Origin of the sequence: Nocardioides sp. Leaf374 (assembly GCF_916862475.1) — a bacterium.
Taxonomy (GTDB): domain Bacteria; phylum Actinomycetota; class Actinomycetes; order Propionibacteriales; family Nocardioidaceae; genus Nocardioides; species Nocardioides kribbensis.
Genome location: NZ_CAKASO010000011.1, coordinates 12,226 through 38,191 on the forward strand (window position 1 = coordinate 12,226; position 25,966 = coordinate 38,191).

General features: G+C 74.3%; 17 protein-coding genes and 1 pseudogene. 14 read left to right on the top strand and 4 right to left on the bottom strand.

Features of this window, described 5'->3' with window-relative positions; translation table 11 throughout:
- Positions 1-90: 90 nt before the first annotated feature.
- Positions 91-2,142, bottom strand: a complete 2,052-nt coding sequence (locus tag LPA27_RS07340; protein ID WP_228942030.1) for an ATP-binding protein — start codon at positions 2,140-2,142, stop codon at positions 91-93.
- Between the two features lie 93 nt (positions 2,143-2,235).
- Between LPA27_RS07340 and LPA27_RS07345 the strand changes: the two genes are divergently transcribed.
- From LPA27_RS07345 to LPA27_RS07360, 4 genes are all read left to right on the top strand, one after another.
- Positions 2,236-3,171, top strand: coding sequence for an LLM class F420-dependent oxidoreductase (locus LPA27_RS07345; RefSeq protein WP_228942031.1), 936 nt, complete (start codon positions 2,236-2,238; stop codon positions 3,169-3,171).
- 42 nt (positions 3,172-3,213) lie between these two features.
- Positions 3,214-4,131, top strand: a complete 918-nt coding sequence (gene dapA / locus LPA27_RS07350) for a 4-hydroxy-tetrahydrodipicolinate synthase (protein WP_056904411.1) — start codon at positions 3,214-3,216, stop codon at positions 4,129-4,131.
- A 147-nt stretch (positions 4,132-4,278) separates the two neighbouring features.
- Entirely contained in the window at positions 4,279-7,023 is a 2,745-nt protein-coding gene (locus tag LPA27_RS07355; RefSeq protein WP_228942032.1) for an FtsK/SpoIIIE family DNA translocase, read from the top strand.
- Positions 7,020-9,104 carry a helix-turn-helix domain-containing protein gene (locus LPA27_RS07360; protein WP_228942033.1) on the top strand — a complete coding sequence of 695 codons (2,085 nt, stop codon included), beginning with the start codon at positions 7,020-7,022 and terminating at the stop codon, positions 9,102-9,104. Before LPA27_RS07355 ends, LPA27_RS07360 begins: the two co-directional genes overlap by 4 nt.
- Positions 9,105-9,413: 309 nt before the next feature.
- On the opposite strand, the gene LPA27_RS07365 is transcribed toward LPA27_RS07360, so the two are convergent.
- Positions 9,414-10,091, bottom strand: a complete 678-nt coding sequence (locus tag LPA27_RS07365; RefSeq protein WP_228942034.1) for a response regulator — start codon at positions 10,089-10,091, stop codon at positions 9,414-9,416.
- 10 nt (positions 10,092-10,101) lie between these two features.
- Positions 10,102-11,859, bottom strand: coding sequence for a sensor histidine kinase (locus LPA27_RS07370; protein ID WP_228942035.1), 1,758 nt, complete (start codon positions 11,857-11,859; stop codon positions 10,102-10,104).
- Positions 11,860-12,040: 181 nt separating this feature from the next.
- On the opposite strand from LPA27_RS07370, the gene LPA27_RS07375 reads away from it, so the two are divergent.
- The 8 genes from LPA27_RS07375 (at position 12,041) to LPA27_RS07410 (ending at position 23,046) form a co-directional block, all read left to right on the top strand.
- Entirely contained in the window at positions 12,041-13,006 is a 966-nt protein-coding gene (locus LPA27_RS07375) for a Bug family tripartite tricarboxylate transporter substrate binding protein (protein ID WP_056862704.1), read from the top strand.
- Positions 13,003-13,563 (top strand): tripartite tricarboxylate transporter TctB family protein, encoded by a 561-nt coding sequence (locus LPA27_RS07380; protein ID WP_082499968.1) that lies wholly within the window; start codon positions 13,003-13,005, stop codon positions 13,561-13,563. Before LPA27_RS07375 ends, LPA27_RS07380 begins: the two co-directional genes overlap by 4 nt.
- On the top strand, positions 13,563-15,125 hold the full coding sequence (locus LPA27_RS07385; RefSeq protein ID WP_228942036.1) for a tripartite tricarboxylate transporter permease: 1,563 nt from the start codon (positions 13,563-13,565) through the stop codon (positions 15,123-15,125). The genes LPA27_RS07380 and LPA27_RS07385 overlap by 1 nt, the downstream gene beginning before the upstream one ends.
- Positions 15,122-15,598, top strand: coding sequence for a universal stress protein (locus LPA27_RS07390; RefSeq protein ID WP_082503092.1), 477 nt, complete (start codon positions 15,122-15,124; stop codon positions 15,596-15,598). The genes LPA27_RS07385 and LPA27_RS07390 overlap by 4 nt, the downstream gene beginning before the upstream one ends.
- Before the next feature lie 130 nt (positions 15,599-15,728).
- The gene (rimO, locus tag LPA27_RS07395; RefSeq protein WP_416383233.1) at positions 15,729-17,288 is read left to right on the top strand and encodes a 30S ribosomal protein S12 methylthiotransferase RimO; all 1,560 of its coding nucleotides are present in this window, start codon (positions 15,729-15,731) and stop codon (positions 17,286-17,288) included.
- Positions 17,285-17,920 (top strand): CDP-diacylglycerol--glycerol-3-phosphate 3-phosphatidyltransferase, encoded by a 636-nt coding sequence (pgsA, locus tag LPA27_RS07400; protein ID WP_228942037.1) that lies wholly within the window; start codon positions 17,285-17,287, stop codon positions 17,918-17,920. The genes rimO and pgsA overlap by 4 nt, the downstream gene beginning before the upstream one ends.
- Before the next feature lie 94 nt (positions 17,921-18,014).
- Positions 18,015-20,051 carry a bifunctional metallophosphatase/5'-nucleotidase gene (locus tag LPA27_RS07405; protein ID WP_267477194.1) on the top strand — a complete coding sequence of 679 codons (2,037 nt, stop codon included), beginning with the start codon at positions 18,015-18,017 and terminating at the stop codon, positions 20,049-20,051.
- A gap of 172 nt (positions 20,052-20,223) precedes the next feature.
- Positions 20,224-23,046: an ExeM/NucH family extracellular endonuclease gene (locus LPA27_RS07410; protein WP_228942038.1), complete on the top strand. Its 2,823-nt coding sequence runs from the start codon at positions 20,224-20,226 to the stop codon at positions 23,044-23,046.
- A gap of 104 nt (positions 23,047-23,150) precedes the next feature.
- On the opposite strand, the gene LPA27_RS07415 is transcribed toward LPA27_RS07410, so the two are convergent.
- The gene (locus LPA27_RS07415) at positions 23,151-24,929 is read right to left on the bottom strand and encodes a glycoside hydrolase family 15 protein (protein WP_228942039.1); all 1,779 of its coding nucleotides are present in this window, start codon (positions 24,927-24,929) and stop codon (positions 23,151-23,153) included.
- Between the two features lie 82 nt (positions 24,930-25,011).
- Between LPA27_RS07415 and LPA27_RS07420 the strand changes: the two genes are divergently transcribed.
- Positions 25,012-25,584, top strand: a complete 573-nt coding sequence (locus LPA27_RS07420; protein ID WP_228942040.1) for a CinA family protein — start codon at positions 25,012-25,014, stop codon at positions 25,582-25,584.
- Positions 25,585-25,639: 55 nt separating this feature from the next.
- Positions 25,640-25,939: pseudogene (locus LPA27_RS07425) on the top strand (helix-turn-helix domain-containing protein); the annotation flags it as partial.
- Positions 25,940-25,966: the final 27 nt, after the last annotated feature.

Below are 25,966 nucleotides of genomic sequence, written 5' to 3' on the forward strand. Positions count from 1 at the left end.
GGTCCGGCGGGTGGGGTGGGACGTCATGCGGAGGGTGGATGCGCATCCACCTCTCGCATGACGTCCGGGGTGGGGGCGGCCGGCCGAGCCTCAGAGGCGGCTCAGCGGCAGCCGCACGGTGAAGGTGCTGCCCTCGCCGAGCTCGGACTCCAGGCGGATCGAGCCGCCGTGGCGCTGGACGATGCGCCGCACGATGCTCAGCCCCAGGCCGGTGCCGGGGCGGGCGAGCGCCTCGGGGTTGGTGGAGCGGAAGAACTCGGTGAACAGCTCCTCCTGGTCGGGCTTGCTGATGCCCAGGCCGGTGTCGCGGCACACGAAGCGCACGAACCGCTCGCTGCGCTCGACCGAGACGCTGACCTCGCCGCCGGCGGGGGTGTACTTGACGGCGTTGCCGACGAGGTTGAGCGCCACCCGCTCGAGCTCGTCGTGGTCGCCGCTGATGAGCAGCGGCCCGCCGTGGGGCTGGAGCACGAGCCGCACGCCGTCCTCCTGGGCGTGGAGCCGGAAGGCGGCCACGGCGTCGACGGCGAGCTGGTGGAGGTCGACGATCGCGGCCTCGGAGGTGGCCTCGCGGTCGGTGAGGCGCTTGAGGGTCAGCAGGTCGTCGATGAGGGAGAGCACGCGGTCGAGGTTGCGGCGCACCACCTGGAAGCTGGCCGCGGGCGCAGCGGCCGGGTCGTCCTCGATCAGCTCCAGGTGACCCTGGATGGAGGTCAGCGGGGTGCGCAGCTCGTGGGAGACGGTGGAGATCAAGTCGTTCTTGTAGACGTCGAGGGCCTCGAGCTGCTCGACGAGCACGTGCTCGCGCTCGAGCAGCCGGGCGTTGAGCACCGCCTGGCCGAGGTGGCGGGCGACCTGGCTGGCCGCGCGCACCTCGTGGGTCGTCCAGCCCGCGGCGGCGGTCTCCGCGCCGCTGCCCGCCCCGTCGGCGGGACCCTGACCGGACCCGTCGCCGGGCACGCTGCCGCCCCCGGCCCCGCCCCCTGCGCCGGCCCCCGCCCCGCCGCCGCTGCCAGGTCCGTCGCGCCGTGCGAGCACGACGTAGCCGAAGCAGTCGGTGCCGGCGCCCATCGGCGCCATCAGCATGCTGCTCAGGTCGTTGCCGTGCAGGTGGGCCAGCACGGCGGCGCGCTCGGCCTCGTCGCCGATGTCGGACCGTGGGCTCAGCGGTTGGCTGACCCAGCCCGCGGCCCCGCCGGCGACCGGGCGGCGGGTCGCGGTGTCGAGGTGGAGGGTGTGGGTGGTCAGCGAGGTGCCGTCGGCGCTCACCGAGGTGAGCGACACCGTGCCGGCGGCCCAGTGGTCGCAGGCCTCGCGGGCCGCCCAGGCCACGACCGGGGCGGGGGTCTCCGCGTGGCCGGTGGGGAAGCGCGCCCCGTGGTCGGCGCCCGGCAGCGCGCTGGCGCCGACGACCCTCACCCGCACCCAGTCCGAGCGCAGCGCGGCGGCGATCGAGGTCGTCGCGCGGTCCACCACCTGCGCGGCGTCGAGGCTGGCCCCGGCCTCGCTGTTGATCGCGTCGACCGCCGCGCCCAGGCGCACCTGCTCGGCCAGGTCGACGGCGCGCCGGGCGTTGCCGAGGGCGATGCCGGCCAGGTCGGCGTACATCTCCAGCTGCTCGCGCCGCGCGGCGTCGGGGCGGCGGCCGTCGAGGGGCAGGTCGACCGAGAGCAGGCCGAGCAGCTCGCCCTCGGGGGAGCGCAGCGGTGCGCGCAGCGTGTCCTCCGGCCGCCACCGGTCGGGGTCGTCGGGGGCCGTCTCGTCACGGGGGACCGCCGTGTCGGAGACAGGGATCCAGCCGTCGGTCGGCAGGTCGGCCAGCCGCTCGGCGGGGATGAAGAGCAGCGAGCCCCACGCGTCGGCGAGCGCCAGCTCCTCCTCCATGAGCGCAAGCGGCACCCGGGTGCCGACGAGCTGCTCACGCGCCTCGGCGCTGCCCGCGACGCTGACGATCTCCAGGGTGGCGTCCTCGCGCAGGTAGCTGATCGCCGCCACCGCGAAGCCGACCGTGGCCGCCGCGCCCTCGGCCACGGCGTCGAGCACCGAGGCGACGTCGCCGCCCAGGTTGAGCCGTCGCATGATCTGGTAGACCGGGCGCAGGTCGCCGGTGACCGTGCGCGCCGTCTCGTCTGTGGCCTCCACCGTCGCCTCCCGCGTGGTCGGAGGCGTCATCCTCGCAGGTCCGCGACCCTCCGGCGGGGTTGCGCCGCGCCGGGCTGCTGGCAGCATGGCGGCATGGATCTGCGCGTGTTCACCGAGCCCCAGCAGGGCGCCACCTACGACGACCTGCTCGCGGTGGCCCGCGAGGCCGAGACCCTCGGCTTCGACGCCTTCTTCCGCTCCGACCACTACCTCGCGATGAGCGGCGACGGCCTGCCCGGGCCGACCGACGCCTGGACCACCCTGGCCGGGCTGGCCCGCGAGACCAGCACGATCCGCCTCGGCACGCTGATGACCAGCGCGACCTTCCGCCACCCCGGGCCGTTGGCGGTGCAGGTGGCCCAGGTCGACCAGATGAGCGGTGGGCGCGTCGAGCTCGGGATCGGCGCCGGGTGGTTCGCCGCCGAGCACGAGAAGTACGCCATCCCGTTCCCGTCGGTGGGGGAGCGCTTCGACCGCTTCGAGGAGCAGCTGGAGATCGTCACCGGGCTGTGGGCGACCCGGGGCGGCTTCACCTTCGAGGGGCGCCACCACGTCGTGCGCGACTCCCCGGGCCTGCCCAAGCCGGTGCAGACCCCGCCCCCGGTGATCATCGGCGGCCTCGGCAAGCGGCGTACGCCGGAGCTCGCGGCGCGCTTCGCCGACGAGTTCAACCTGCCCTTCGTCGACACCGCCACGACCCGCGAGCAGAGCGCCCGCGTCGCCCGGGCCTGCGAGGCCGCCGACCGCGACCCCGCCTCGATGACGTGGTCGAACGCCCTCGTGCTGTGCGTCGGCGCCGACGAGGCGGAGGTGGCCCGCCGGGCCGGGGCGATCGGGCGCGACGTCGACGACCTGCGTGCCCACGGCCTGGCCGGCACCCCGGCGGAGGTCCTCGACCGGATCGGCGCCTACGCCGCGGAGGGCTGCCAGCGGCTCTACCTCCAGGTGCTCGACCTGCACGACCTCGACCACCTGCGCCTCGTGGCCGCCGAGGTGGCGCCGCACCTGCCCGCCGGCCGTGCGGCGTGACCGGTCCCGCGACGCGGCGACCGGGCGGGATAGCCTGCCGCCATGACTGCTGAGGCGACTCCCGGGGCCCCGACGGCACCCTTCGGCACCGTGCTGACCGCGATGGCCACCGCCTTCGCCCCCGACGGGTCGCTCGACCTCGAGAGCACCCAGCGCATCGCCCGCCACCTCGTCGCCCACGGCCACGACGGCCTCGTCGTCTCGGGCACCACCGGCGAGTCGCCGACCACCACCCCGGCCGAGGACGGCGAGGTCCTCGCCGCCGTGCGCGACGCCGTCGGCCCCGACATCGTCCTGGTGGCCGGTGTCGGCACCAACGACACCCGCACCTCCATCGGCCTGGCCAAGCAGGCGGCGCAGGCCGGCGCCGACGGGCTGCTGCTGGTGACGCCCTACTACAACAAGCCCGGCCAGGCCGGGGTGCTGCACCACTTCCGCCAGGTCGTCGGGGCCAGCGACGTGCCGGTGATGCTCTACGACGTGCCGGGCCGCACCGGCACCCAGCTCAGCCTGGAGTCCTACGCCGAGGTCGCCCGCTGGGAGCAGGTGCTCGCGGTCAAGGACGCGGTGGGCGACCTGGCCCGCGGCGTGCGGATCAGCCAGCTCGGCCTGGCGCTCTACTCCGGCGACGACATCGCCAACCTCGGCTGGCTGGCCCACGGCGCGGTCGGCTTCGTCTCGGTCGTGGGCCACGTCGCCGGCGACCAGCTGCGCGCCATGCACGACGCGCACCGCGCGGGCCGTGTCGGTGAGGCCCTCGAGATCTACACCCGGATGCTCCCGGCGATCGAGGCCGTCATGGGGGTGGCCAACTACGGCGCCACCACGGCCAAGGCGAGCCTCGAGCTGCTCGGCGTGCTCGACAACCGCCGGGTCCGCTCGCCGCTGCTGGAGCTCGACGACACCGAGGTCGCCGCGCTGCGCGCCGGCCTCGAGGCCGCCGGCCTGCTGCCCGCCTGAGGCCCGCCCGGCGCGGGATGCGCGCCGTGCCACCACCGCCGGTCCACCGGGGTCCGCCCACCCCGGTGGGGGAGTGGTGACGGCTGGGGCGCGACACGCTTCCTGTGGTCCCTGTGACTGGAGTGGCGTTCCTCTAGGTTAACCAGCATGGCGACCCGTACGTCTTCCCCGCCGGGGTCGCGGAGCACGAGCACGTCCACGTCGACGTCCCCCACGACGTCCCGCAACGGCTCGAGCGCCCGACCACGGAGTACCCCGACCACCTCGACCGCGCGCAGCAAGGCCACCGGCAAGCGGCCTGCGCCCAAGAAGAAGACCGCAGCCCGTCCGGCGAGCCGGACGGGTGGTCGCTCGACGACCAAGCGGCCCGCGACCAAGCGCCCCGCCGCGCGTCCGGCGCCGCGCGCCGTGCGCACCGGTCGCGGCCCGGTCGCGCGCCTGTTCGACGCGGTCCTGCGCGGCGTGGTCGCCACCTGGCTCGCCGTGGCCCACGGCGTGGGCGCCCTGGCCCGCGGCATCGGGCACGGCGCCCGCGAGCTCGACCCCGAGCACCGTCGCGACGGTGCGGGCCTCTTCGTCCTCGCCCTCGCGGTCGTCGCCGCCGCCGCCGTGTGGTTCCAGCTCGGTGGCAGCGCCATGGAGATCACCCGCACCGCGGTCACCGGCTCCGTCGGCAAGGTCGGCTGGCTGGTGCCGCTGGCCCTGGTGGTCGTCGGCTGGCGCACCATGCGCGACCCGGTCGGCAACGGCCCGGCCGGTCGTCAGGTCATCGGCTGGAGCTCGCTGGCCCTCGGTGTGCTCGGCATCGTGCACATCGCCGGTGGCAGCCCGCAGCCCGTGCGCGGCGACGCCGGCCCGCTGCAGGAGGGCGGCGGCGCGATCGGCTACGTCGTCTCCTCGCTGCTGCTCGACCTGCTCCGCGAGGAGTACGTCGTCGTGCCGCTGCTCGTGCTGCTCGCCGTCTTCGGCCTGCTGGTCGTCACCGCCACCCCGCTCTACCAGGTGCCGGTCAAGCTCGCCGACCTGCGCGACCGCGCCCTGGGCCGCGACCTCTACGAGGACGACGACGACACCCGGGCCACCCGCTCGCGCCGCGGGCGCCACGACGCCGAGGACGAGATCGACCCCGAGATGGGCGACCCGGCCTACGACAGCCCGGTGCTCAGCGACCGCGAGCTGAAGAAGCGGCGCCGCAAGGACCCCATCGAGGTCGCCATGGAGCAGGAGGTCGCCACGGACGCCGGTGTCGACCTCTTCGCCCCCGAGCCGCGTACCCCGGCGGCGAAGCCGTCGGCGCGGCGCCCGGTCGCCCCCGACCTCCCCGACCTCGGCGAGGACGACGAGCCGGAGGCCAAGGAGGAGCTGGTCCCGCCGCCGCACACGCCGCTGCCGGCTCGCGTGGAGCAGCTCGCGCTCTCCGGCGACGTCACCTACCACCTGCCCGCCGGCGAGGTGCTCAAGCCCGGCTCGGTGCACAAGGCCCGCTCCAAGGCCAGCGACGCGGTCGTCGACCGCCTCATGCAGGTCATGGACGAGTTCAACATCGACGCCCAGGTCACCGGCTACACCCGCGGCCCGACCGTCACCCGCTACGAGGTCGAGCTCGGCCCCGCGGTGAAGGTGGAGAAGGTCACCGCGCTGAGCAAGAACATCGCCTACGCCGTCGCCTCGGCCGACGTGCGGATCCTCAGCCCGATCCCCGGCAAGTCGGCGATCGGCATCGAGATCCCCAACGTCGATAAGGAGATCGTCTCCCTCGGCGACGTGCTGCGCTCCACGACGGCGCGCTCCGACCACCACCCGATGATCGCCGGGCTCGGCAAGGACGTGGAGGGCGGCTTCGTGGTCGCCAACCTCGCCAAGATGCCGCACCTGCTCGTCGCGGGCGCCACCGGCTCGGGCAAGTCGTCGTTCATCAACTCGATGATCACCTCGATCCTCATGCGCTCCACGCCCGACGAGGTGCGGATGATCATGGTCGACCCCAAGCGGGTCGAGCTCAACGCCTACGAGGGCGTGCCGCACCTGATCACCCCGATCATCACCAACCCCAAGAAGGCCGCCGAGGCGCTGGCCTGGGTCGTGCGCGAGATGGACATGCGCTACGACGACCTGGCCAACTTCGGCTTCCGCCACATCGACGACTTCAACAAGGCCGTCAGGGCGGGCAAGGTCGAGGTGCCGCTCGGGTCCGAGCGCCAGCTCTCGCCCTACCCCTACCTGCTGGTCATCGTCGACGAGCTGGCCGACCTGATGATGGTCGCCCCGCGCGACGTCGAGGACGCGGTCGTGCGCATCACCCAGCTGGCCCGCGCGGCAGGCATCCACCTGGTGCTCGCGACGCAGCGGCCCTCGGTCGACGTGGTCACCGGCCTGATCAAGGCCAACGTGCCCTCGCGCCTGGCCTTCGCCACCTCCTCGCTCGCCGACAGCCGGGTCATCCTCGACCAGCCGGGCGCCGAGAAGCTGGTCGGCCAGGGCGACGGCCTCTTCCTGCCCATGGGCTCCTCGAAGGCCGTGCGCGTGCAGGGGTCGTGGGTCACCGAGGCCGAGATCGCCCAGGTGGTCAAGCACTGCAAGGAGCAGCTCGAGCCGACCTACCGCGAGGACGTCACCGCCCCCGCGGCCAGCAAGCGCGAGCTCGACGACGACATCGGCGACGACATGGACCTGGTCATCCAGGCCATCGAGCTCGTCGTGTCCACGCAGTTCGGGTCGACCTCGATGCTGCAACGCAAGCTGCGTGTCGGCTTCGCCAAGGCGGGCCGCTTGATGGACATCATGGAGAGCCGTGGCGTCGTCGGACCCAGCGAGGGCTCCAAGGCCCGCGACGTGCTGGTCAAGCCCGACGAGATCGACGGCGTCATCGCGACCCTGCAGGGGGAGATGTGAACGACATCCGCACCGACCTGACCGAGCCCGCCGAGGGCGCCACCGAGAGCCTGGCCGCCGACGGGCACGGCGCCGCGCCGCGCACGGTGGAGGTACGCCGCAACGGCGTGCTGGCCGGCGCCATCGGGGGCGTCGCCGCCCTCGTGGCCGCGGCCTACCTCGCCCGCGCCACCGCGACGGGCGCGGCGCTCGACTGGGTGCTCTGCGTCGTGATGGCCCTCGTGGCCGTCGGCCACGCCCTGGTCCTGCGCGACGCCCGCACCCCGCTCTTCGTCGCCGACGACCTCGGGGTGCGCCTGCGCACCGGCCGCACCTGGCGCGGCCTGCCCTGGACCCAGATCGAGGCCGTCGAGGTGCTCCCGCGCCGCCGCGTCGTGCGCGACGGGGCCATCGACGTCCTGGCCGGTGACGACGACCCGATCTCGGTGCCGCTGTCGGTCTCGACCCGCGTGGTCGGCGTCGAGCCCGGCGCCACCGTCGTCGACGCCCTCGACGCCCTCGCGGGCGGTGCCGTCGAGGTGGTCGAGATCGAGGGCTACGAGTACCTCGACGACGAGGCCTGGGCCGCCGTCCACGACAGCGACCCGGCGACCGGGCCCACCGGTTACGCCGACGCCGCCGAGGCCGCCGAGGCCGCCGAGGCCGCCGAGGCCGCCGAGGCCGCCGAGGCCGCCGAGGCCGCCGAGGCCGCCGAGGCCGACGCCGAAGCCGAGCGCGCGGTGGCCCAGCGGGTCACCACCGAGCAGCCCCCGGCGGCCGGGACCGACGAGGTCCCCGCAGCCACCGCGCCGCCCGCCGGAGCCGACGACACGGCCGTGCGCCCCGCGGTGGGTGCGAGCGCTGCGGCGTACGCCTCCAGTGACGGTGACCGTCTCGCCCACGAGGAGGCCGAGGAGGACGCGGGTCGCTCCCACGACCCCCGTCCCGCGCTCGCCCAGGCCATCGGCGACCTGGCCTCGCGGCTGCCCTGGCGCCGTGAGCGGGCCACTGACGGCGACCCCGCCGACGGCGACTCCTCCCACGACGCCCCCGCCGGGACCGGCGCCGTGCGCGGCCCGGGCTCGCCCGTGGGCGCGCCCGTCATGGGGCGCCCCGAGGTCACCCCGAGCGCGACGCCGAGCCCGCTGCGCGAGCCCGTCGTGGCGGTGCGCAGCGAGATCCGCACCGACCTGGTGCACGGCGCCAACGCCCTCGACCTCGCCGACGACGAGTCCGACGACCACGCCCGCCGCGGCCTCCCCGAGGCGCGCGAGCTGCGCCGCAGCGGCAGCGTGAGCCTGGTCGAGGACACCGTGGTGTGGGGCGACCGGGTCAGCCCGATCGCCACCGCCGGCGACGCCGTGGCCCCCATCGTCATCGACGACCTCGGCGCCGAGCCGGCGGAGGACCCCGTGATCGGCCCCGAGCTGGCCGCGGCCCGGACCCGCCTGGGCCTCAGCGTCGACCAGCTGGCCGAGCGCACCCGCATCCGCCCGCACGTCATCGAGTCCATCGAGGTCGACGACTTCGCCCCCTGCGGCGGCGACTTCTACGCCCGCGGCCACCTGCGCACCCTCGCCCGCGTGCTCGGCGTCGACGTGGCGCCGCTGCTCGCCGACTACGACGCGAGGTACGCCGACGCCCCGATCAACCCGCGCCGCGTCTTCGAGGCCGAGCTCGGGGCGGGCGGGGCGATCCGCGGCACCCGCGGCGGCCCCAACTGGTCGATCATGATCGCCGCGGTCATGGCGCTCGTGCTCTGCTGGTCGGTCGCGCGGCTGGTCATGGACCAGCCGGTCGACCTGCGCGACCCGGCCCCGAACCTGCCGGCCGCCGTGCAGTCCTCGGCCGGCGCCCGCGTGCCGGTCACCCTCACCGCCGCCGGCGGCGGCGCCACGGTGTGGGTGCGCGACGGCGACAACGAGCTGGTCTTCAAGGGCACGCTGACCTTCGGCCAGGTCAAGGTCATCGACAAGGTCTCCCAGCCGGTGCGCGTGCAGTCCTCCGACGGCTCCGTCGAGGTCGCCGTCGACGGCCAGGACCGCGGCGCCCTCGGCGCCACGGGCAAGACCGCCCAGGACACCTTCACCGTCGAGGACTGACCGCACGGGCGCGACCCGCACACCGCCACCCGGCCCCGAGGAGCAGCTGCTCCTCGGGGCCGGGTGCGTCCGCGGCCGGGTCGGGCCGCGGCGGGAGCGGGACGTGTGGCGGCGTGGCGGCGTGGCGGCGTGGTGGCGTGGTGGCGAGGGACGTCATACGAGCGGTGGATGCGCATCCACGGTGCGTATGACGTCCGGTGCGGGGGCGTCGCTCGGGTGGCGGCGGGTGCGGGACGTCATGCGGGGGGTGGATGCGCATCCACGGTGCGTATGACGTCCGCGGCGGGCGCGTCGTCGGACCCCGCCGCGTCAGGCGCGGCGGTAGCGGCGCTCGGGGCGCCCAGAGCCGCCGTACTGCAGCCGCACGGCGAGGCGTCCCTGGGCGACGAAGTGCTCGAGGTAGCGCCGGGCGCTGACGCGGGAGATGCCGACCGCCTCCGCGCACTCCGCGGCCGAGCGCTCCACACCGTCGTCGAGGGCGGCGAGCACGGTGTCGGCGGTCTCGCGGCTCAGGCCCTTGGGCAGCACCTCGCGGCCGCGGTTGAGGGGGGCGAAGGCGGCGTCGATGTCGTCCTGGCCCGGCGTGGCCGAGCCGGCGAGGGCGGCGCGGGAGGCGCGGAAGGCCTCGAGGCGCCAGTGCAGGTCGTCGGCCTCGAAGGGCTTGACCAGGTAGTGCGCCGCGCCGCCGGCGACCGCTGCGCGCACGGTGTCGGCCTCGCGGGCCGCGGTGACCATGACGACGCCGACGTCGTTGCCGGCACCCCGCAGCCGGCGCAGCACCTCGATGCCGCTGAGGTCGGGCAGGTGCACGTCGAGCAGCACCAGGTCGGGGGAGAGCCGCTCGATCTCGGCCAGCGCGGTCTCGCCGGTCGCGGCGACGCCCACGACCCGGAAGCCCTCGGCGCGCTCGACGAAGCGGGTGTGGATCGAGGCGACCATGAAGTCGTCGTCGACGACCAGCACGGTCAGGTCGGTCGGCTCGGTCACGGCGCTGGGGTCACGGTCCTGGGGTCGGTGGGATCGGCTCGGTGGGGGCGGGCAGGCGCGCGGTGAAGACGGCGCCCTCGGCATTGTGCACCGAGACCGACCCGCCGCGCCGCTCGCACACCACCTGCACCAGCGCCAGACCCACCCCGCGCCCGCTCGCGTCACCGGGCTTGGTGGTCACCCCGCGGCGGAAGACGGCCTCGCGCCGGTCCTCGGGCACCCCGGGTCCGGTGTCGGCGACCTGCACCACCACGGTGCCGTCGTCCTCGCGCACCAGGCGCACGTCGACCCGGCCCGCGCCGCCCGCGCCGCCGCCCGCGCCCCCGGCCACGACCGCGTCGACGGCGTTGTCGACCAGGTTGCCCAGCACGGTGCCGACGTCGGCCGACAGCTCGGGGTCGAGCCGGGGGAGCGAGGTGTCGTCGCGCAGCAGCAGCTCGACGCGCCGCTCCGCGGCCAGGGTGGTCTTGGCGATGAGCAGTGCGGAGACCGCCGGGTCGTCCACGCGCGCCAGCACGTGGTCGGTGATCTCGGCGCGACGCCGGTTGAGGGTGCCGAGGAAGCCCTGGAGCTCGTCGTACTCCTCGAGCTGGAGCAGCCCGGAGATGGTGTGCAGCTGGTTGCTGAACTCGTGGGTCTGCGCGCGCAGGGTCTCGGTGACGCTCTCGCGGGCGGTGAGCTCGCTCTGCATCGCGAGCAGCTCGGTGCGGTCGCGCAGGGTGGTGATGGTGCCGATGCGGCGCCCGCCGGCGGTGACCTGGTTGCGGTTGGTCACCAGCACCCGGCCCGCGACGACGAGCACGCCGTCGCGCAGGTCGTCGGGGGCCAGCAGCAGGTCGCGCACGGCGTCGCTGACCGGCAGGTCGGCCAGGGCGCGGCCCTGCGTGCCGGGCGGCAGGCCGAGCAGCTCGCGCGCGCTGTCGCTGACCACCGTGACGACGCCGTCGACGTTGACCGCCACGACCCCCTCGCGGATCGAGGTCAGCAGCGCCTCGCGCTGGTCGGCGAGTGCGGAGATCTCCGCCGGCTCCAGGCCCCGCGTACGCCGCTTGATCAGGCGCGCCAGCAGCCAGGAGCCGGCCAGGCCGAGGGCCAGCCCGCTCAGCAGCACCACCAGCAGGTCGGCCGTGGTCTGGCGCAGCCGCTCGGTGATGGGCGGGTAGTCCTCGGTGACGACCACCAGCCCCACCACGCGCGGGGGCCGGCCCGCCCGGCCCGGCGTCGCGGCGCGGGCACCGGCGTAGACCGGCACCTGCGCGGCGATGACCCGGTTGCCCCGGTCGACGATGTCGCCGGTCCAGGTGCGTCCCTGCGCGGCGTCGGGGCCCAGCTGCACCTGCTCACCCTCGCGGGTCGGGTCGGTGGCGACGAAGGCCGTGCCGTCGGGGGAGGTGAGGTAGACGGTGCTGGCGCCCACGTCGTTCTGCCGCTGCTGGGTGTAGAAGGCCAGCGAGCGCGCGTCGTCCGTGCCGAGCAGGCCCAGCTGCACCGCCGGGGTGTTGGCCAGGCTGTCGGCGGCGGCGCGCAGCCGGGCGCCCCGGGTGTCGCGGAAGTCGGCGTCGCTCTGGCGCACCGACACCACGCTGGTCACCAGCACGACGAGCAGCAGCACCACCAGCTGGAGGATCAGGAACTGCCCGGCCAGGCTGAGGTGGCGGCGCGACGAGGGCTCGCGCTCGGTCGTGGCCCCGGGCGACGGCGCGGGCGAGGGACCGGACGACGGCGGCGTCGAGCCGGTCCGGGCGCGCTCACCGCGACGTGACCACAAGTTCCACAACCTCCTTTGGTTGCCTAATCGTGACGGCCGACACAGCCTGCGTGACGATCGACACGTCCCACCCCGTCGACTCCCCAGGAGAGACATGTTCCCCGCAGCACCCCGGGCCCCGCGAGGGGGCCCACGCCGTGACCGCCGGCCCGGTCGGCCCGGTCCGCGACGCGCCCGCGTCGTGGCGGCCGCGCTCGCGACCGCCCTGGCCCTCACCGCCTCCTCCTGCGGCGTGACCCGCGGCGACGACAGCGCCGACCTCGACATGTGGATCCCCAACAGCCCCGGCGGCGGCTACGACCAGACCGGCCGCGCGGCGGTAGGGGTCATGGAGCAGGACGACATCACCGGCGGCAGCTTCCAGGTCACCAACATCCTCGGCGCGGGTGGCGCGGCCGCGATGAGCCAGCTGATGGGCCAGGAGGGCAACGAGCACCTGCTGATGACCATCGGGCTGGGGGTCGTGGGCTCGACGTACTCCTTCGCCTCCGACGCCCGGCCGCAGGACGCGACCCCGATCGCACAGCTGATCGAGGAGCAGGAGGGCGTGCTCGTGCCGGCGGAGTCTCCGTTCGAGACCATCGACGACCTGGTGGAGGCCTGGAAGGCCGACCCCGGCTCGATCGTCGTCGGCGGCGGCTCCTCGCCCGGCGGCCCCGACCACCTCTTCCCGATGCAGCTGGCCGAGACCGTGGGCATCGACCCGCAGGAGGTCCGCTACGTCACCTACGACGGCGGCGGCCCGCTGACCAGCGCCCTGCTGGGCAACAAGATCCAGGTCGGCTTCTCCGGCCTCAGCGAGTTCGAGGGCCAGATCGCCGCCGGCGACCTGCGCGTGCTCGCGGTCTCCGGCGAGGAGCGCCTGACCGGCGAGGCCGTCAAGGACGCCCCGACCCTCACCGAGTCGGGCATCGACCTGGTCTTCATCAACTGGCGCGGCGTCCTGGCCCCGCCCGGCATCTCCGAGGAGCGTCAGGACGAGCTGATCGCCTACCTCTCCGAGATGCACGACTCCCCGCAGTGGCAGCAGACGCTCGAGAAGAACGGCTGGATCGACGCCTTCCGCACCGGGGACGACTTCGAAGCCTTCCTGCTGGAGCAGGACGACCGCGTCTCGTCGACGCTCGAGGAGCTGGACCTGCTGTGAGCACTCCCACCACGACCTCGCCCGGCGCCCCGGGCACCCCCGGCGGGCACGCCCCGGCCGGTGACCACCGGCCCGAGGGCGGCGTCGACAAGGCGCAGTACCCGCTGGCCGCCCTGCTCGTCGTCGTCGGCGCCTACACCTTCTACGACGCCTCCACCCTCAGCGTCGGCTTCGGCGACCCGGTCGGCCCGCGGGTCTTCCCCTACGTCATCGGCGCCGTGCTGGTGCTGCTCGGCGTGCTGCTCGCGATCGCCACGGCCCGCGGCTCGAAGGCCGAGCCCGAGGGCGGCGAGGACGTCGACCTCGCCCAGCGCGCCGACTGGGCCACCGTGGCCAAGCTCGTGGGCGTCCTGGCCTTCACGATCGCCACGGTCGACCTGCTCGGCTGGGCCGTCACCGGCGCCGTCCTCTTCGCCGGCGCCGCCTGGGCGCTCGGCTCCCGCACGCTGATCCGCGACGTGATCGCCGGCCTCGTGCTGGCGATCGGCAGCTGGTACGCGTTCTACGTCGGCCTGGGCATCCCCCTGGCCCCCGGCATCCTCGATGGGATCTTGTGATGGGTGACTTCGACCTCCTCTGGGGCGGCCTGCAACAGGCCGCGACCCCCGAGAACCTGCTCTTCGCCGCCGTCGGCGTGCTGCTCGGCACCTTCGTCGGCGTGCTGCCCGGCATCGGCCCGGCCATGGCCGTGGCGCTGCTGCTGCCGGTGACCTTCGGCCTCGAGCCGACCCAGGCCTTCATCATGTTCGCCGGCATCTACTACGGCGGCATGTACGGCGGCTCCACCACCTCCATCCTGCTCAACACCCCCGGTGAGTCGGCGTCGGTGATGACGGCGCTGGAGGGCAACAAGATGGCCAAGCGCGGCCGGGCCGCCCAGGCGCTGGCCACCGCCGCGGTCGGCTCCTTCGTCGCCGGGACCATCGGCACGCTGCTGGTGGCCTTCTTCGCCCCGCCGCTGGCCGACGTCGCGGTGCAGATCGGCGCTCCGTCGTACTTCGCGATCATGCTGCTGGCCCTGGTGATGACCACCGCCGTGCTGGGCTCCTCGGCGCTGCGCGGCTTCATCGCGCTCTTCCTCGGCCTCACCATCGGCCTGGTCGGCCTCGACCCCAACACCGCCCAGGCCCGCCTCGACCTCGGCCTGCCGCAGCTGATCGACCCCCTCGACATCGTCGTCGTCGCGGTCGGCATCTTCGCCCTCGGCGAGGCGCTGTGGGTCGCGGCCCACCTGCGCCGCAGCCCGCTGCAGATCATCCCCGTCGGTCAGCCCTTCATGGGCAAGGACGACTGGAAGCGCTCGTGGAAGCCGTGGCTGCGCGGCACGGCGCTGGGCTTCCCCTTCGGCGCCATCCCCGCCGGCGGCGCGGAGATCCCGACGTTCCTGTCCTACGTCTCGGAGCGCAAGCTGGCCAAGAACGACGAGTTCGGCAAGGGCGCCATCGAGGGCGTCGCCGGGCCCGAGGCCGCCAACAACGCCTCGGCGGCCGGCATGTTCGTGCCGATGCTGGCCCTGGGCCTGCCGGTCACCGCGACCGCCTCGGTGATGCTCGCCGCGCTCCAGGGCTACGGCATCCAGCCCGGCCCGCAGCTGATGACCGACCAGGCCGACCTGGTCTGGACCCTGCTGGCCAGCCTGCTGATCGGCAACCTGCTGCTGCTCGTGCTCAACCTGCCGCTGGCCCCGCTGTGGGCCAAGCTGCTGCGCATCCCGCGGCCCCAGCTCTACGCCGGCATCCTGTTCTTCGCCTGCCTGGGGGCCTACGCCACCAACCTCGACCCCTTCGACGTGGGCCTGCTGCTCGTCTTCGGCCTGCTCGGGCTGATGATGCGCCGCTTCGGCCTCCCGGTGCTGCCGCTGATCCTCGGCGTCATCCTGGGCCCCCTCATGGAGGGCAAGCTGCGCGAGGCGCTGAGCATCTCCGGCGGCGACTTCTCCGGCCTGGTGAGCGAGCCGCTGGCGGTCGTGGTCTACGCGATCATCGCCCTCGCCGTGCTGGCGCCGGTCGTGGTGAGCCGGGTCCGTGGACCCCAGGCACCGGCCGTCCCGGCCAGCGCCACCGACGGTGCGGTCGCCGACGCGGCCCCCGCGAGCGACGATGAGAAGGTGGGTCGATGAGCGACCAGACGCACGACCGCACGCAGGACCAGGCCGGCGCCCCGGCGTCGCACGACGCGAGCAGCGCGAAGGGCTGGGTCGTGGTGGCCTGGGCCCCCGACGAGTTCGGCGCCGTCGCCCTGGCCCACGGCGTCTTCGAGGCCCGCGACCGCGGCCGCGGGGTGCTGGTGGTCAACGCCACCAAGGGCGACGCGCTCGTCGACGACCGCTACGCCGGACCCGAGGCCCTGCAGCAGGTCGAGCGCGAGCTCGCGGCGGCCGGCGTGCCCTTCGAGGTGCGCCAGTCGGTCGGTGGCGACGTCGCCGACCAGGTGCTGCAGGTGACCAGCGACGTCGACGCCCGCCTCGTGGTGATCGGGCTGCGCCGGCGCACCCCGGTCGGCAAGCTGCTGATGGGCAGCGTGGCCCAGCGGATCCTGCTGGCCGCCACCTGCCCGGTGCTGGCGGTCAAGCCCGGCGAGCAGCCCGGCTGACCCGTCGACCGTCCGTCGACCCGCCCCTCGACGCGCCCCCGTCCCCGGTGCCCACGCCCCGGGAGCGGGGGCGCGCGCGTGTCGAGGGTTCGTGCCCGGCCCCGTGCGGGCGGCATACTCGGGGGCGATCATGACGACTGAATCCCTCCCCGCCTCCCTCCCCGCCCGCGACGACGCCGACGCCCCGGCCGACGGCGAGCTGCTCTCGGTCGCCATGGTGACCCTGGGCTGCGCCCGCAACGAGGTCGACTCCGAGGAGCTGGCCGGCCGGTTGGAGGCCGGCGGCTTCCGCCTCGTCGAGGACCCCGCCGCCGCCGACACGGTGGTCGTCAACACCTGCGGCTTCGTGGAGGCCGCGAAGAAGGACTCCGTCGACACCCTGCTCCAGGCCGCCGACCTCAAGGCCTCGGCCGGCACGGGCGGCCGGGCCCAGGCCGTCGTCGCCGTCGGCTGCCTGGCCGAGCGCTACGGCAAGGACCTGGCCGAGTCGCTGCCCGAGGCCGACGCGGTGCTCGGCTTCGACGACTACCCCGACATCGCCGCCCGGCTGCGCTCCATCGTCGCCGGCGAGGTGCACCACCCGCACACCCCCCAGGACCGGCGCCTGCTGCTGCCGATCTCGCCGGTCGACCGCGCCGCCTCCACCACCCCGGTGCCCGGCCACGGTGACCAGGTGCCGCCGGCGGCCCCCGTCGCGGGCTCGGCGGCCGACCCGGCGACGGTCGGTGCCGGCGGCCCGGCGACCGGTCCCCGCGCCGTACGCCGCCGTCTCGACTCGGGCCCGATGGCGGCGCTCAAGCTGGCCAGCGGCTGCGACCGGCGCTGCTCCTTCTGCGCGATCCCGGCCTTCCGCGGCTCGTTCGTGAGCCGCCGGCCCTCCGACGTGCTGGCCGAGGCCCGCTGGCTGGCCGAGCAGGGAGCGCGCGAGCTCTTCCTGGTGAGTGAGAACTCCACCTCCTACGGCAAGGACCTCGGCGACCTGCGCCTGCTCGAGACCCTGCTGCCCGAGCTGGCCGCGGTCGACGGCGTCGAGCGGGTCCGGGTGTCCTACCTCCAGCCGGCCGAGACCCGCCCGGGCCTGGTGCAGGCCATCGGCGACACCCCCGGCGTGGTGCCGTACTTCGACCTGTCCTTCCAGCACGCCAGCGCCACGGTGCTGCGCCGGATGCGCCGCTTCGGCGACCCCGAGTCGTTCCTCGGCCTGCTCGAGCAGGTGCGCGCCGCCGCCCCGCTGGCCGGGGTGCGCTCCAACGTGATCGTCGGCTTCCCCGGCGAGACCGAGGACGACCTGCAGACCCTGTGCGACTTCCTCGTCGCCGCCCGCATGGACGTCACGGGCGTCTTCGGCTACTCCGACGAGGACGGCACCGAGGCCGCCTCCTACGACGGCAAGCTCGACGACGACGAGGTCCGCGCCCGCGCCGAGCACGTCAGCGCCCTGGTCGAGGAGCTCAACGCCCAGCGGGCCGAGGAGCGCATCGGCGAGCACGTCGAGGTGCTCGTGGAGTCGCTCGGCGAGGACGGCACCGCCGAGGGCCGCGCCGCCCACCAGGGCCCCGAGGTCGACGGCACCACGACGCTCGAGGCCCCGCGCGAGGGCGCCCACGCCGTGGGCGGTCTGGTCGCGGCCACCGTCGTCTCGACCGACGGTGTCGACCTGCTCGCCGAGCCCACCGGAGGAGTCCGATGACCCAGCCCGAGGTCGAGCCCGTCTCGCCCAAGCCGAGCAACCTCAACCTGCCCAACGCGCTCACCACGCTGCGCATCGTGCTGGTGCCGTTCTTCGGCGCCGCGCTGCTCGTCGACGGCGGCGACTCCGGCACGTGGCGCACCGTGGCCTGGGTGATCTTCTTCGTGGCCATGGCCACCGACAAGATCGACGGCGACATCGCCCGCGCGCGCAACCTGGTCACCGACTTCGGCAAGATCGCCGACCCCATCGCCGACAAGGCGATCACCGGCATGGCCTTCATTGGGCTCTCGATCGTGGGGGAGGTGTGGTGGTGGGTCACGATCCTGGTGCTGCTGCGCGAGTGGAGCGTCACGCTGCTGCGCCTCTCGGTGCTCAAGCGCGTGGTGATCGCGGCCGCCGACCTCGGCAAGCTCAAGACGACCGTGCAGGGCCTGGCCCTCGGCCTGCTCGTGCTGCCCCTGCTCGACCCCGACCTGCCGTCCTGGCTCGAGACGCCCGGCGAGGTGCTGTTCTACCTCGCCCAGGCGCTGCTGGCCGTGGCCGTGGCCCTGACGCTGTGGTCGGGCGCCGAGTTCTACCGCGGCGTGTGGCGCCAGCGCCACGAGCTGCGCGGGAGCGGCAAGTCGTAACCCAGTTGTCACCTGAGGACCCGGTCGCCGAGCGTTGATCCGGGGTTAGGGTCCGGAGGTCAATCGCCCATTTGGTGTGAAGGATCTCCCACTCGTGCTATCTCGCTCCTGGTCCGGACGGGCCACCCGTCCACTCGCCGCGTCGCTGGGCCTCGGCGTCGCCGCCGCCGCCCTCTCGGTCACCACCGCCGCTCCCGCCCAGGCCGTTCCGTCGGCCCCGGCTCCGCGCGCGGACAAGGTCGTCGACCTCACCCTGCTCAACATCAACGACTTCCACGGTCGCATCGACGCCAACACCACGAAGTTCGCCACCACGATCGAGGGGCTCAAGGCCGCCAACGGTCCCAAGCGCACGCTCTTCCTCAGCGCCGGCGACAACATCGGTGCCTCGCTCTTCGCCTCCAGCCAGTTCAAGGACCGCCCGACGCTGAAGGTGCTCGACGCGCTGGGCCTCAAGACGTCGTCGGTGGGCAACCACGAGTTCGACCGCGGCTTCGACGACCTCGACGGCCGCGTGGACGACGTCGCCGACTTCTCCTACCTCGGGGCCAACGTCTACGCCGAGGGCACCCGCACGCCGGTCCTGCCGGCCTACGACACCTTCAGGCGCGCCGGGGTCACCGTCGGCGTCATCGGCGCCGTGACCGAGGAGACCGCGAGCCTGGTCAGCCCCGCCGGCATCGAGGGCATCGAGTTCGGCGACCCGGTCGTCGCGGTCAACCGCGTCGCGCGCCAGCTCTCCGACGGCAGGCCGGGCAACGGCGAGGCCGACGTGCTCGTGGCGGAGTTCCACGAGGGCGCCGGCGAGGGGGCCCCCGCGGGCGCCACGCTGGAGGAGGAGGTCGCCGCGGGCGGCGCCTTCGCCCGCATCGTCACGAGGACCACGCCGAAGGTCGACGCCATCTTCACCGGTCACACCCACAAGCAGTACGCCTGGGACGCCCCCGTGCCCGGCACCGAGCGCACCCGCCCGGTCCTGCAGACCGGGTCCTACGGCGAGAACATCGGCCGGATCACGCTGAGCGTCAACCAGCGCACCGGCCGGGTGAAGGCCTACACGCAGGAGAACGTCGCGCGCGTCGCCGAGGCCGACCTGTCCTACCCCGCGGTGGTCAAGGTGCAGCAGATCACCAACCGCGCGCTGCGGCTGGCCGCCGAGATCGGCAACCAGCCGGTCGCGGAGATCACCGACGACATCACCACCGCCTTCGCCGGCGGCAGCTACGGCCCCGACGGCTACACCGGCGGCACGCGTGACGCCCGTGCGGAGGAGTCGGCCCTGGGCGACCTCGTCGCCAACGCCCTGCGCGACGGCGTGCAGGACTTCGCCGAGCCCGACCTGGGGCTGACCAACCCCGGCGGCCTGCGCGCCGAGCTGCTCTTCGCCGGCGACACGACCAGCAACCCGGCCAACACCGACGGCGTGGTCACCTTCGCCGAGGCCAACGCCGTGCTGCCCTTCAACAACACCGTCGCGATCGTCAAGCTCACCGGTGCCGACCTGAAGCAGGTGCTGGAGCAGCAGTACCAGACCAACGCCGACGGCTCCGTGCCCTCGCGCCCCTACCTGCAGCTCGGGATGTCCGACAACGTCCAGGTCACCACCGACCCGACGGCCCCCGCCGGCTCGCGCATCACCTCGGTGCTCATCGACGGCGAGCCGCTCGACCCGGCGCGCACCTACACGATCTCGACGCTGTCGTTCCTGGCCACGGGCGGCGACAACTTCCGCGCCTTCACCAACGGCACCTTCACCGACACCGGCCTGCTCGACGCCGAGCTCTGGCGCGACTACCTGGCCGGCAACGACCCGGTCTCGCCCGACTTCGCGCGCCAGCAGGTCACCGAGTCGGGCCTGCCCGACGCGCTCGTCGCCGGCGAGGAGGCGAGCTTCACCCTCTCGAAGCTCAACCTCACCTCGCTGGGCAGCCCGGCCAACACCGAGCTGACCGCGACCTACGTCGACGGCTCGACCACGAGCCCGCTCGGCACCTTCCCGATCACCACCGTCGACGGCGGCAGCGCCACCGTCACGCTCACCGTGCCCGCCGGGTCCTCCGGCGGCGTGGTCGAGCTGGTGGCCGCACCGAGCGGCACCACCGTCACGGTGCCGGTCTCGGGCACCCGCTGAGCCGCTGGTCCCCAGCAGCACACCGTCCTGACCGGGGCCGCCGACGCACGTCGGCGGCCCCGCTCACGGGCGGCCCCCGGGTCGCCCGTCGGGCGCACCCACGAGCACGTCCCGCACGCACCCCTCCCTCGGAAGGTCCGTCATGCCCCTGTCCCCTCGAGCCACCCGCCGGGTGGCTCTGCCCGTCGCCGGCGCGTTCAGCCTCGCGGCGGTCGTCACCGGTCTCGCCGGCGCCCCCGCCCTGGCCGCGCCCGACGGCTCCGGTCTGGTCATCAGCGAGGTCTACGGCGGCGGTGGCAACACCGGCGCCGCCTTCACCCACGACTTCATCGAGCTCTACAACCCCACCGCGAGCGCCATCAGCGTCACCGGGATGTCGGTGCAGTACCGCAGCGCCACCGGCACCAGCGCCCAGGTCACGCCCCTCTCGGGCTCCGTGCCCGCGGGCGGGCACTACCTGGTGCAGCAGGCCGCCGGCACCACGCTGGCCGCCGCCCTGCCGACGCCCGACGCGACCGGCACCATCGCCATGTCCGGCAGCAACGGCGTCGTCCTGCTGGCCTCCTCCGAGACCCCCGTGAGCACCACCGGAGAGCTCGCCGGCGCGGCCGGTGTCCTCGACGCCGTCGGCTACGGCACGACGCCCACCTCCTTCGAGGAGCGCAACACCGGCGTCGCCCTGACCAACAGCACCTCGGCTGCGCGCACCGCCACGGGCACGGACTCCGACGACAACGCCGACGACTTCGTCGAGGGCACCCCGGTGCCGCAGAGCTCCGGCGGCGCCGGCGAGCCCGAGCCCGAGCCCGACCCGGTCGAGGCCACCATCCCCGAGATCCAGGGCACCGGCGCGGCCTCGCCGCTCGACGGCGACCCCGTGACCACCTCGGGTGTCGTGACGGCGGCCCCGCGCTTCCTCTACGGGTTCTACCTGCAGACCCCCGGCACGGGCGGGTCGGTCGACCCGACCACGCGCACGTCCTCCGACGGCGTCTTCGTCTACTACCCCAACGGTGCCGGCAGCGTGGGCGTGGAGCCCGGCGACCACGTCGAGGTCACCGGCGACGTCGACGAGTACGCCGGCCAGACCCAGGTCGTCTCCTCGGCGGCCGAGACCACGGTGCTCGACACCCCGGCCGCGCCCGTCACGGCGACCACCACCACGGCGTGGCCCGCCACGGCGGCGGAGAAGGAGGCGCTGGAGGGGATGCTCTACGACCCCACCGACGACTTCACCGTCACCAACACCTTCTCCACCCACCAGTTCGGCGAGGTCGGCCTGGCCCTGGGCGACACGCCGCTCATCCAGCCCACCGAGGTCGCCGACGCCCAGGACACCGCGGCGATCCGCGCGGTCGAGGCCGACAACGCCGCTCGGGCCATCGTGCTCGACGACGCCTCCGGCACGACCTACGCCCCGGGCACCAACGGCAAGACGCTGACCCCGCCCTACCTCTCCAACACCGCCCCCGTGCGGGTCGGGGCGGCGGCGACGTTCACCGACGACGTCATCCTCACCCAGGGCGGCTCGCCGAGCGCCCCGACGTACCGCTTCCAGCCGCTGCAGACCGTCAGCGGCCCGGACTACACCGCGACGTCACCGGCGACCTTCGAGAACACCCGGACCGACGCGCCCGACGAGGCACGCATCGAGGCCGACGGCGAGAGCGACCTCAAGGTCGCCTCCTTCAACGTCCTCAACTACTTCACCACCCTCGGCGACGCCGACGACGACAACGTCGGCGACGGCGGCTGCACGACGTTCCCCGACAAGGACGGCGACGGCAACTCCGTCGGCGGCGGCTGCGAGCAGCGCGGCGCCTGGGACCCCCAGGACCTCGCGCGTCAGCAGGCCAAGATCGTCTCGGCCATCAACGCCCTCGACGCCGACGTCGTGGGCCTCATGGAGATCGAGAACTCGCTGGTCGTCGACGGCGACGCCGACGAGGCCACCGAGACGCTGGTGGCGGCGCTCAACGCCGACGCCGGCGCCGGCACGTGGGCGGCCAACCCGTCGTCGACCGAGCTGCCCCCGGCGGCGGAGATGGACGTCATCAGCAACGCCATCATCTACAAGCCGGCCGCCGTCGAGCGCACCGGCGAGGCCCGTTCCCTCGGCGCGCTGAGCGGCTCGGGCGAGGCCTTCGACAACGCCCGCGAGCCCATCGCCCAGGCCTTCACGCCGAAGGGCGGCGACCAGCCGTTCCTCTTCGTGGTCAACCACTTCAAGTCCAAGGGCTCCGGCGCCGACGACGGCACCGGGCAGGGCAACGCCAACCCCGACCGCGTGGCCCAGGCCACCGCGCTGCGCGACTGGGTGCCCGGTGTGCAGCAGGAGAGCGGCGCCGAGGGCGTCCTGCTCGTCGGCGACTTCAACTCCTACTCCCAGGAGGACCCGCTCCAGGTCCTCTACCAGGCCGGCTACACCAACATCGAGGACGGCGAGGGCGCCGACGCGGAGTACTCCTACTCCTTCAGCGGCCTCTCCGGCTCCCTCGACCACGTGCTCGCCAACGACGCGGCGCTCGAGGCGATGACCGGCCACGACATCTGGAACATCAACTCCGGTGAGTCGATCTACATGGAGTACAGCCGCTACAACTACAGCCCGACCGACTTCCACACCGACGGCCCGTTCCGCTCCTCCGACCACGACCCGGTGGTCATGGGTCTCGACCTGGTCGAGGACGTCGTGGAGCCCCCGGCCGCGGAGCTGGCGCTCACGGTCAGCAGCACCCCCAAGAAGGTCAAGGCCGGCAAGACCAAGGTGACCCTGCGGGTGAAGGTCACCGCCGACGGCGAGCCCGCCCGCGGCGGCACCGTCACCGTGCGGCTGCCCGGCGGCGAGACCCGCACCGCCACGACCAACCGCCAGGGCGTCGCGACGATCCGCCTGGCGCCCTTCGACCGGGTCGGCACCAAGACCCTCCAGGTCGAGTGGAGCAAGAACGGCACGACCGTCGGCGGGACCTCCACGATCAAGGTCGTGAAGTGACCGCCTGACCCGCACGACCCGCACCACCCGCACCAGCACCGACGGGGCCCTGCCGACCGGCAGGGCCCCGTCCTGCGTCCGGACCGTCGCAGCGCGAGACGCCGTCAGCGCCGCTCGGCCGCGGCGAGGTGGAACGCCGCCTGCACGAGGGCCAGGTGGCTGAAGGCCTGGGGGAAGTTGCCGACCATGCGCTCGGCCCCCGGGTCGTACTCCTCGGCGAGGAGGCCGACGTCGGTGGACAGCCCGACCAGCCGCCCGAGCAGGGCCCGCGCGTCGTCGAGGCGGCCGACCACGGCGTAGGCCGAGGCCAGCCAGAACGAGCACGCCAGGAAGGGGTGCTCGTCGCCGGAGAGCCCGTCGACCCCGCTGGCGGTGCGGTAGCGCAGCACGAGCCCGTCACGCAGCAGGTCCTCCTCGACGGCACGGATGGTGCCGGCCAGGCGCGGGTCGTCGCCGGGCAGCAGCCCGATCGTGGCCAGCACCAGCAGCGAGGCGTCGACCTCGCGGGTGCCGGGGTGCTGCACGAAGGTGCCCCGCTCGGGGTCCCACCCCTCGCCGAGCACCAGGTCGCGGGCGGCGTCGCGCTCGCGGCGCCACCGGTCGACGTCGCCGGGCAGACCCCGCTCCTCGACCGCCCGCACGGCCCGGTCGAAGGCGACCCACACCATGGCGCGGGAGTGGGTGAAGTGGCGCGGCTGCCCACGGATCTCCCAGATGCCGTGGTCGGGATCGCGCCAGCGGGTGACCAGGTCGTCGACCAGGGCCCGCTGCAGCGCCCAGGCGTTGGGGTCGTCGTCGCCGAGGTGCTCGCGCACCAGCGCGAGGGCGTCCATCACCTCGCCCAGCACGTCGTGCTGGCGCTGCCCGACGGCGCCGTTGCCGATCCTCACCGGGCGTGAGCCGGCGTAGCCCGGCAGGTGGTCGAGCTCCGACTCGGGCAGCCGGCGGGAGCCGTCCACGGCGTACATCACCTGCAGGTCCTCGGGGTCGCCGGCCACCGCGCGCAGGAGCCAGTCGCGCCACGCCGCGGCCTCCTCGGTGTAGCCGGCCTGCAGCAGCGAGGCGAGTGTCAGCGCGGCGTCGCGCAGCCAGCAGAAGCGGTAGTCCCAGTTGCGCTCGCCGCCGAACTCCTCGGGCAGCGAGGTCGTGGGCGCCGCGACGATGCCCCCCGTCACCTCGTGGGTCATCAGCCGCAGCGTGAGCAGCGAGCGGCGCACGGCCTCGGGGTGGGGGAGGTCCTGGCGGCACACCTGCGCCCACGCCTCGTCCTCGGCCACCGTCTCGGCCACCCGCGCGTCGAGGTCGCCCAGGTGACCGGGCTCGACGTGCGAGGGCAGCCACACCATCGCGAAGGACAGCTCCTCCCCGGCGGCGAGACTGAACTCGTCGGCGTGAGTGTGGTCGACCGCCACCGGGAGCCGCGGCCCGCGCAGCACGAGCTTGTCGGGGCCGGCCACCGCGGTGATGACGTCCTCGCCGCCGAGGCACTCGCGACGCACCCACGGCCGGATCCGGCCGTAGTCGGGGCGCAGCCGCCACTCGTGACGCATCGGCACCGTGCCGCTCACGCAGACCAGGCGGCGCACCAGGTCGGCCCGCTCGTCGCCGCGGGGCATCACGTCGGTCAGGGTCACCACGCCCGCGGCCGTGGTGAAGGTCGTCTCCAGCATCGCCGAGGAGCCGAGGTAGCGCCGCTCGGTGGCGTAGGGCACCGTCGGCACCAGCTGCCAGTGGCCGTGCTCCGGCGTGCCGAGCAGGGCGGCCAGGCAGGCGGGGGAGTCGAAGCGGGGCAGGCAGAGCCAGTCGACCGAGCCGTCGGTCCCGACCAGCGCCGCGGTGCGCCGGTCGCCGATCAGGGCGTAGTCCTCGATGGGCAGCGGCATGCCGGGGAGCCTACGGGCGGTGCCCTCGCCCGGCCCTCGCCCGACCGGCACGACGCTGCACCCGCTGTGGCAGGGTCGGGGCATGCTGCGACGCCCCGCCCCCGACGACCTCACCGCGGTCGCCACCCGACTGGTCGACCGGCTGCGCGCCGAGGGAGCGACCGTCGCCACCGCCGAGTCGCTCACCGGCGGCCGGCTGGCGGCGGCGCTCACCGCCGTGCCGGGTGCGTCGGCGGTCTACCGCGGCGGGGTGGTCACCTACGCCACCGACCTCAAGGTCTCGCTGCTGGGCGTGCCCCAGGAGCTGGTCGACGAGCACGGCGTCGTCTCGGCCGACTGCGCCGCCGCGATGGCCGGGGGCGCCCGCCGGATCGCAGGCGCGACGTACGCCCTGGCCACGACGGGGGTGGCGGGGCCCGACCCGCAGGAGGGGCGCCCGGTGGGCACGGTCTTCGTCGGCGTGGCCGGCCCCGAGGTCACCTCGGTGCTGTCGCTGGAGCTCGCGGGCACGCGCGCGCAGATCCAGGAGAGCACGTGTCGCGAGGCGCTGCTCGGCCTGCTGGTGCACCTCGACCAGGAGGCCGGCGGTCCCGGGGAGCCCCACGACGACACCGACCCCGGGGACCTCCGGCTGGAACAGAACCCTCTCCGGTAGCGTTGGCATCCTTGATCGACCCGGAGATCGACCCGGACAACCCACGGAGGCTCGCATGGTGCTCTTCCGCCGCCTGCTCGGCGACGTGCTCCGCGCGCAGCGGATGCAACGGGGCATGACCCTGCGCGAGGTCTCCGAGCAGGCCAGGGTCAGCCTGGGCTACATCTCCGAGATCGAGCGCGGCCAGAAGGAAGCCTCCTCCGAGCTGCTGTTCTCGCTGTGCCAGGCCCTCGACGTGCCGCTCTCGCTGGTGCTCCGCTCGGTCTCCGACGCCGTCGCCCTGGAGGAGGCCGCCACCGCGGCCACACCGCTCCCGGTGCCGCGCGCCGCCGGCCCCGTCGTCGCCTCCGCCGCCTGACCCGACGCAGCCCCGGAGCGGGTC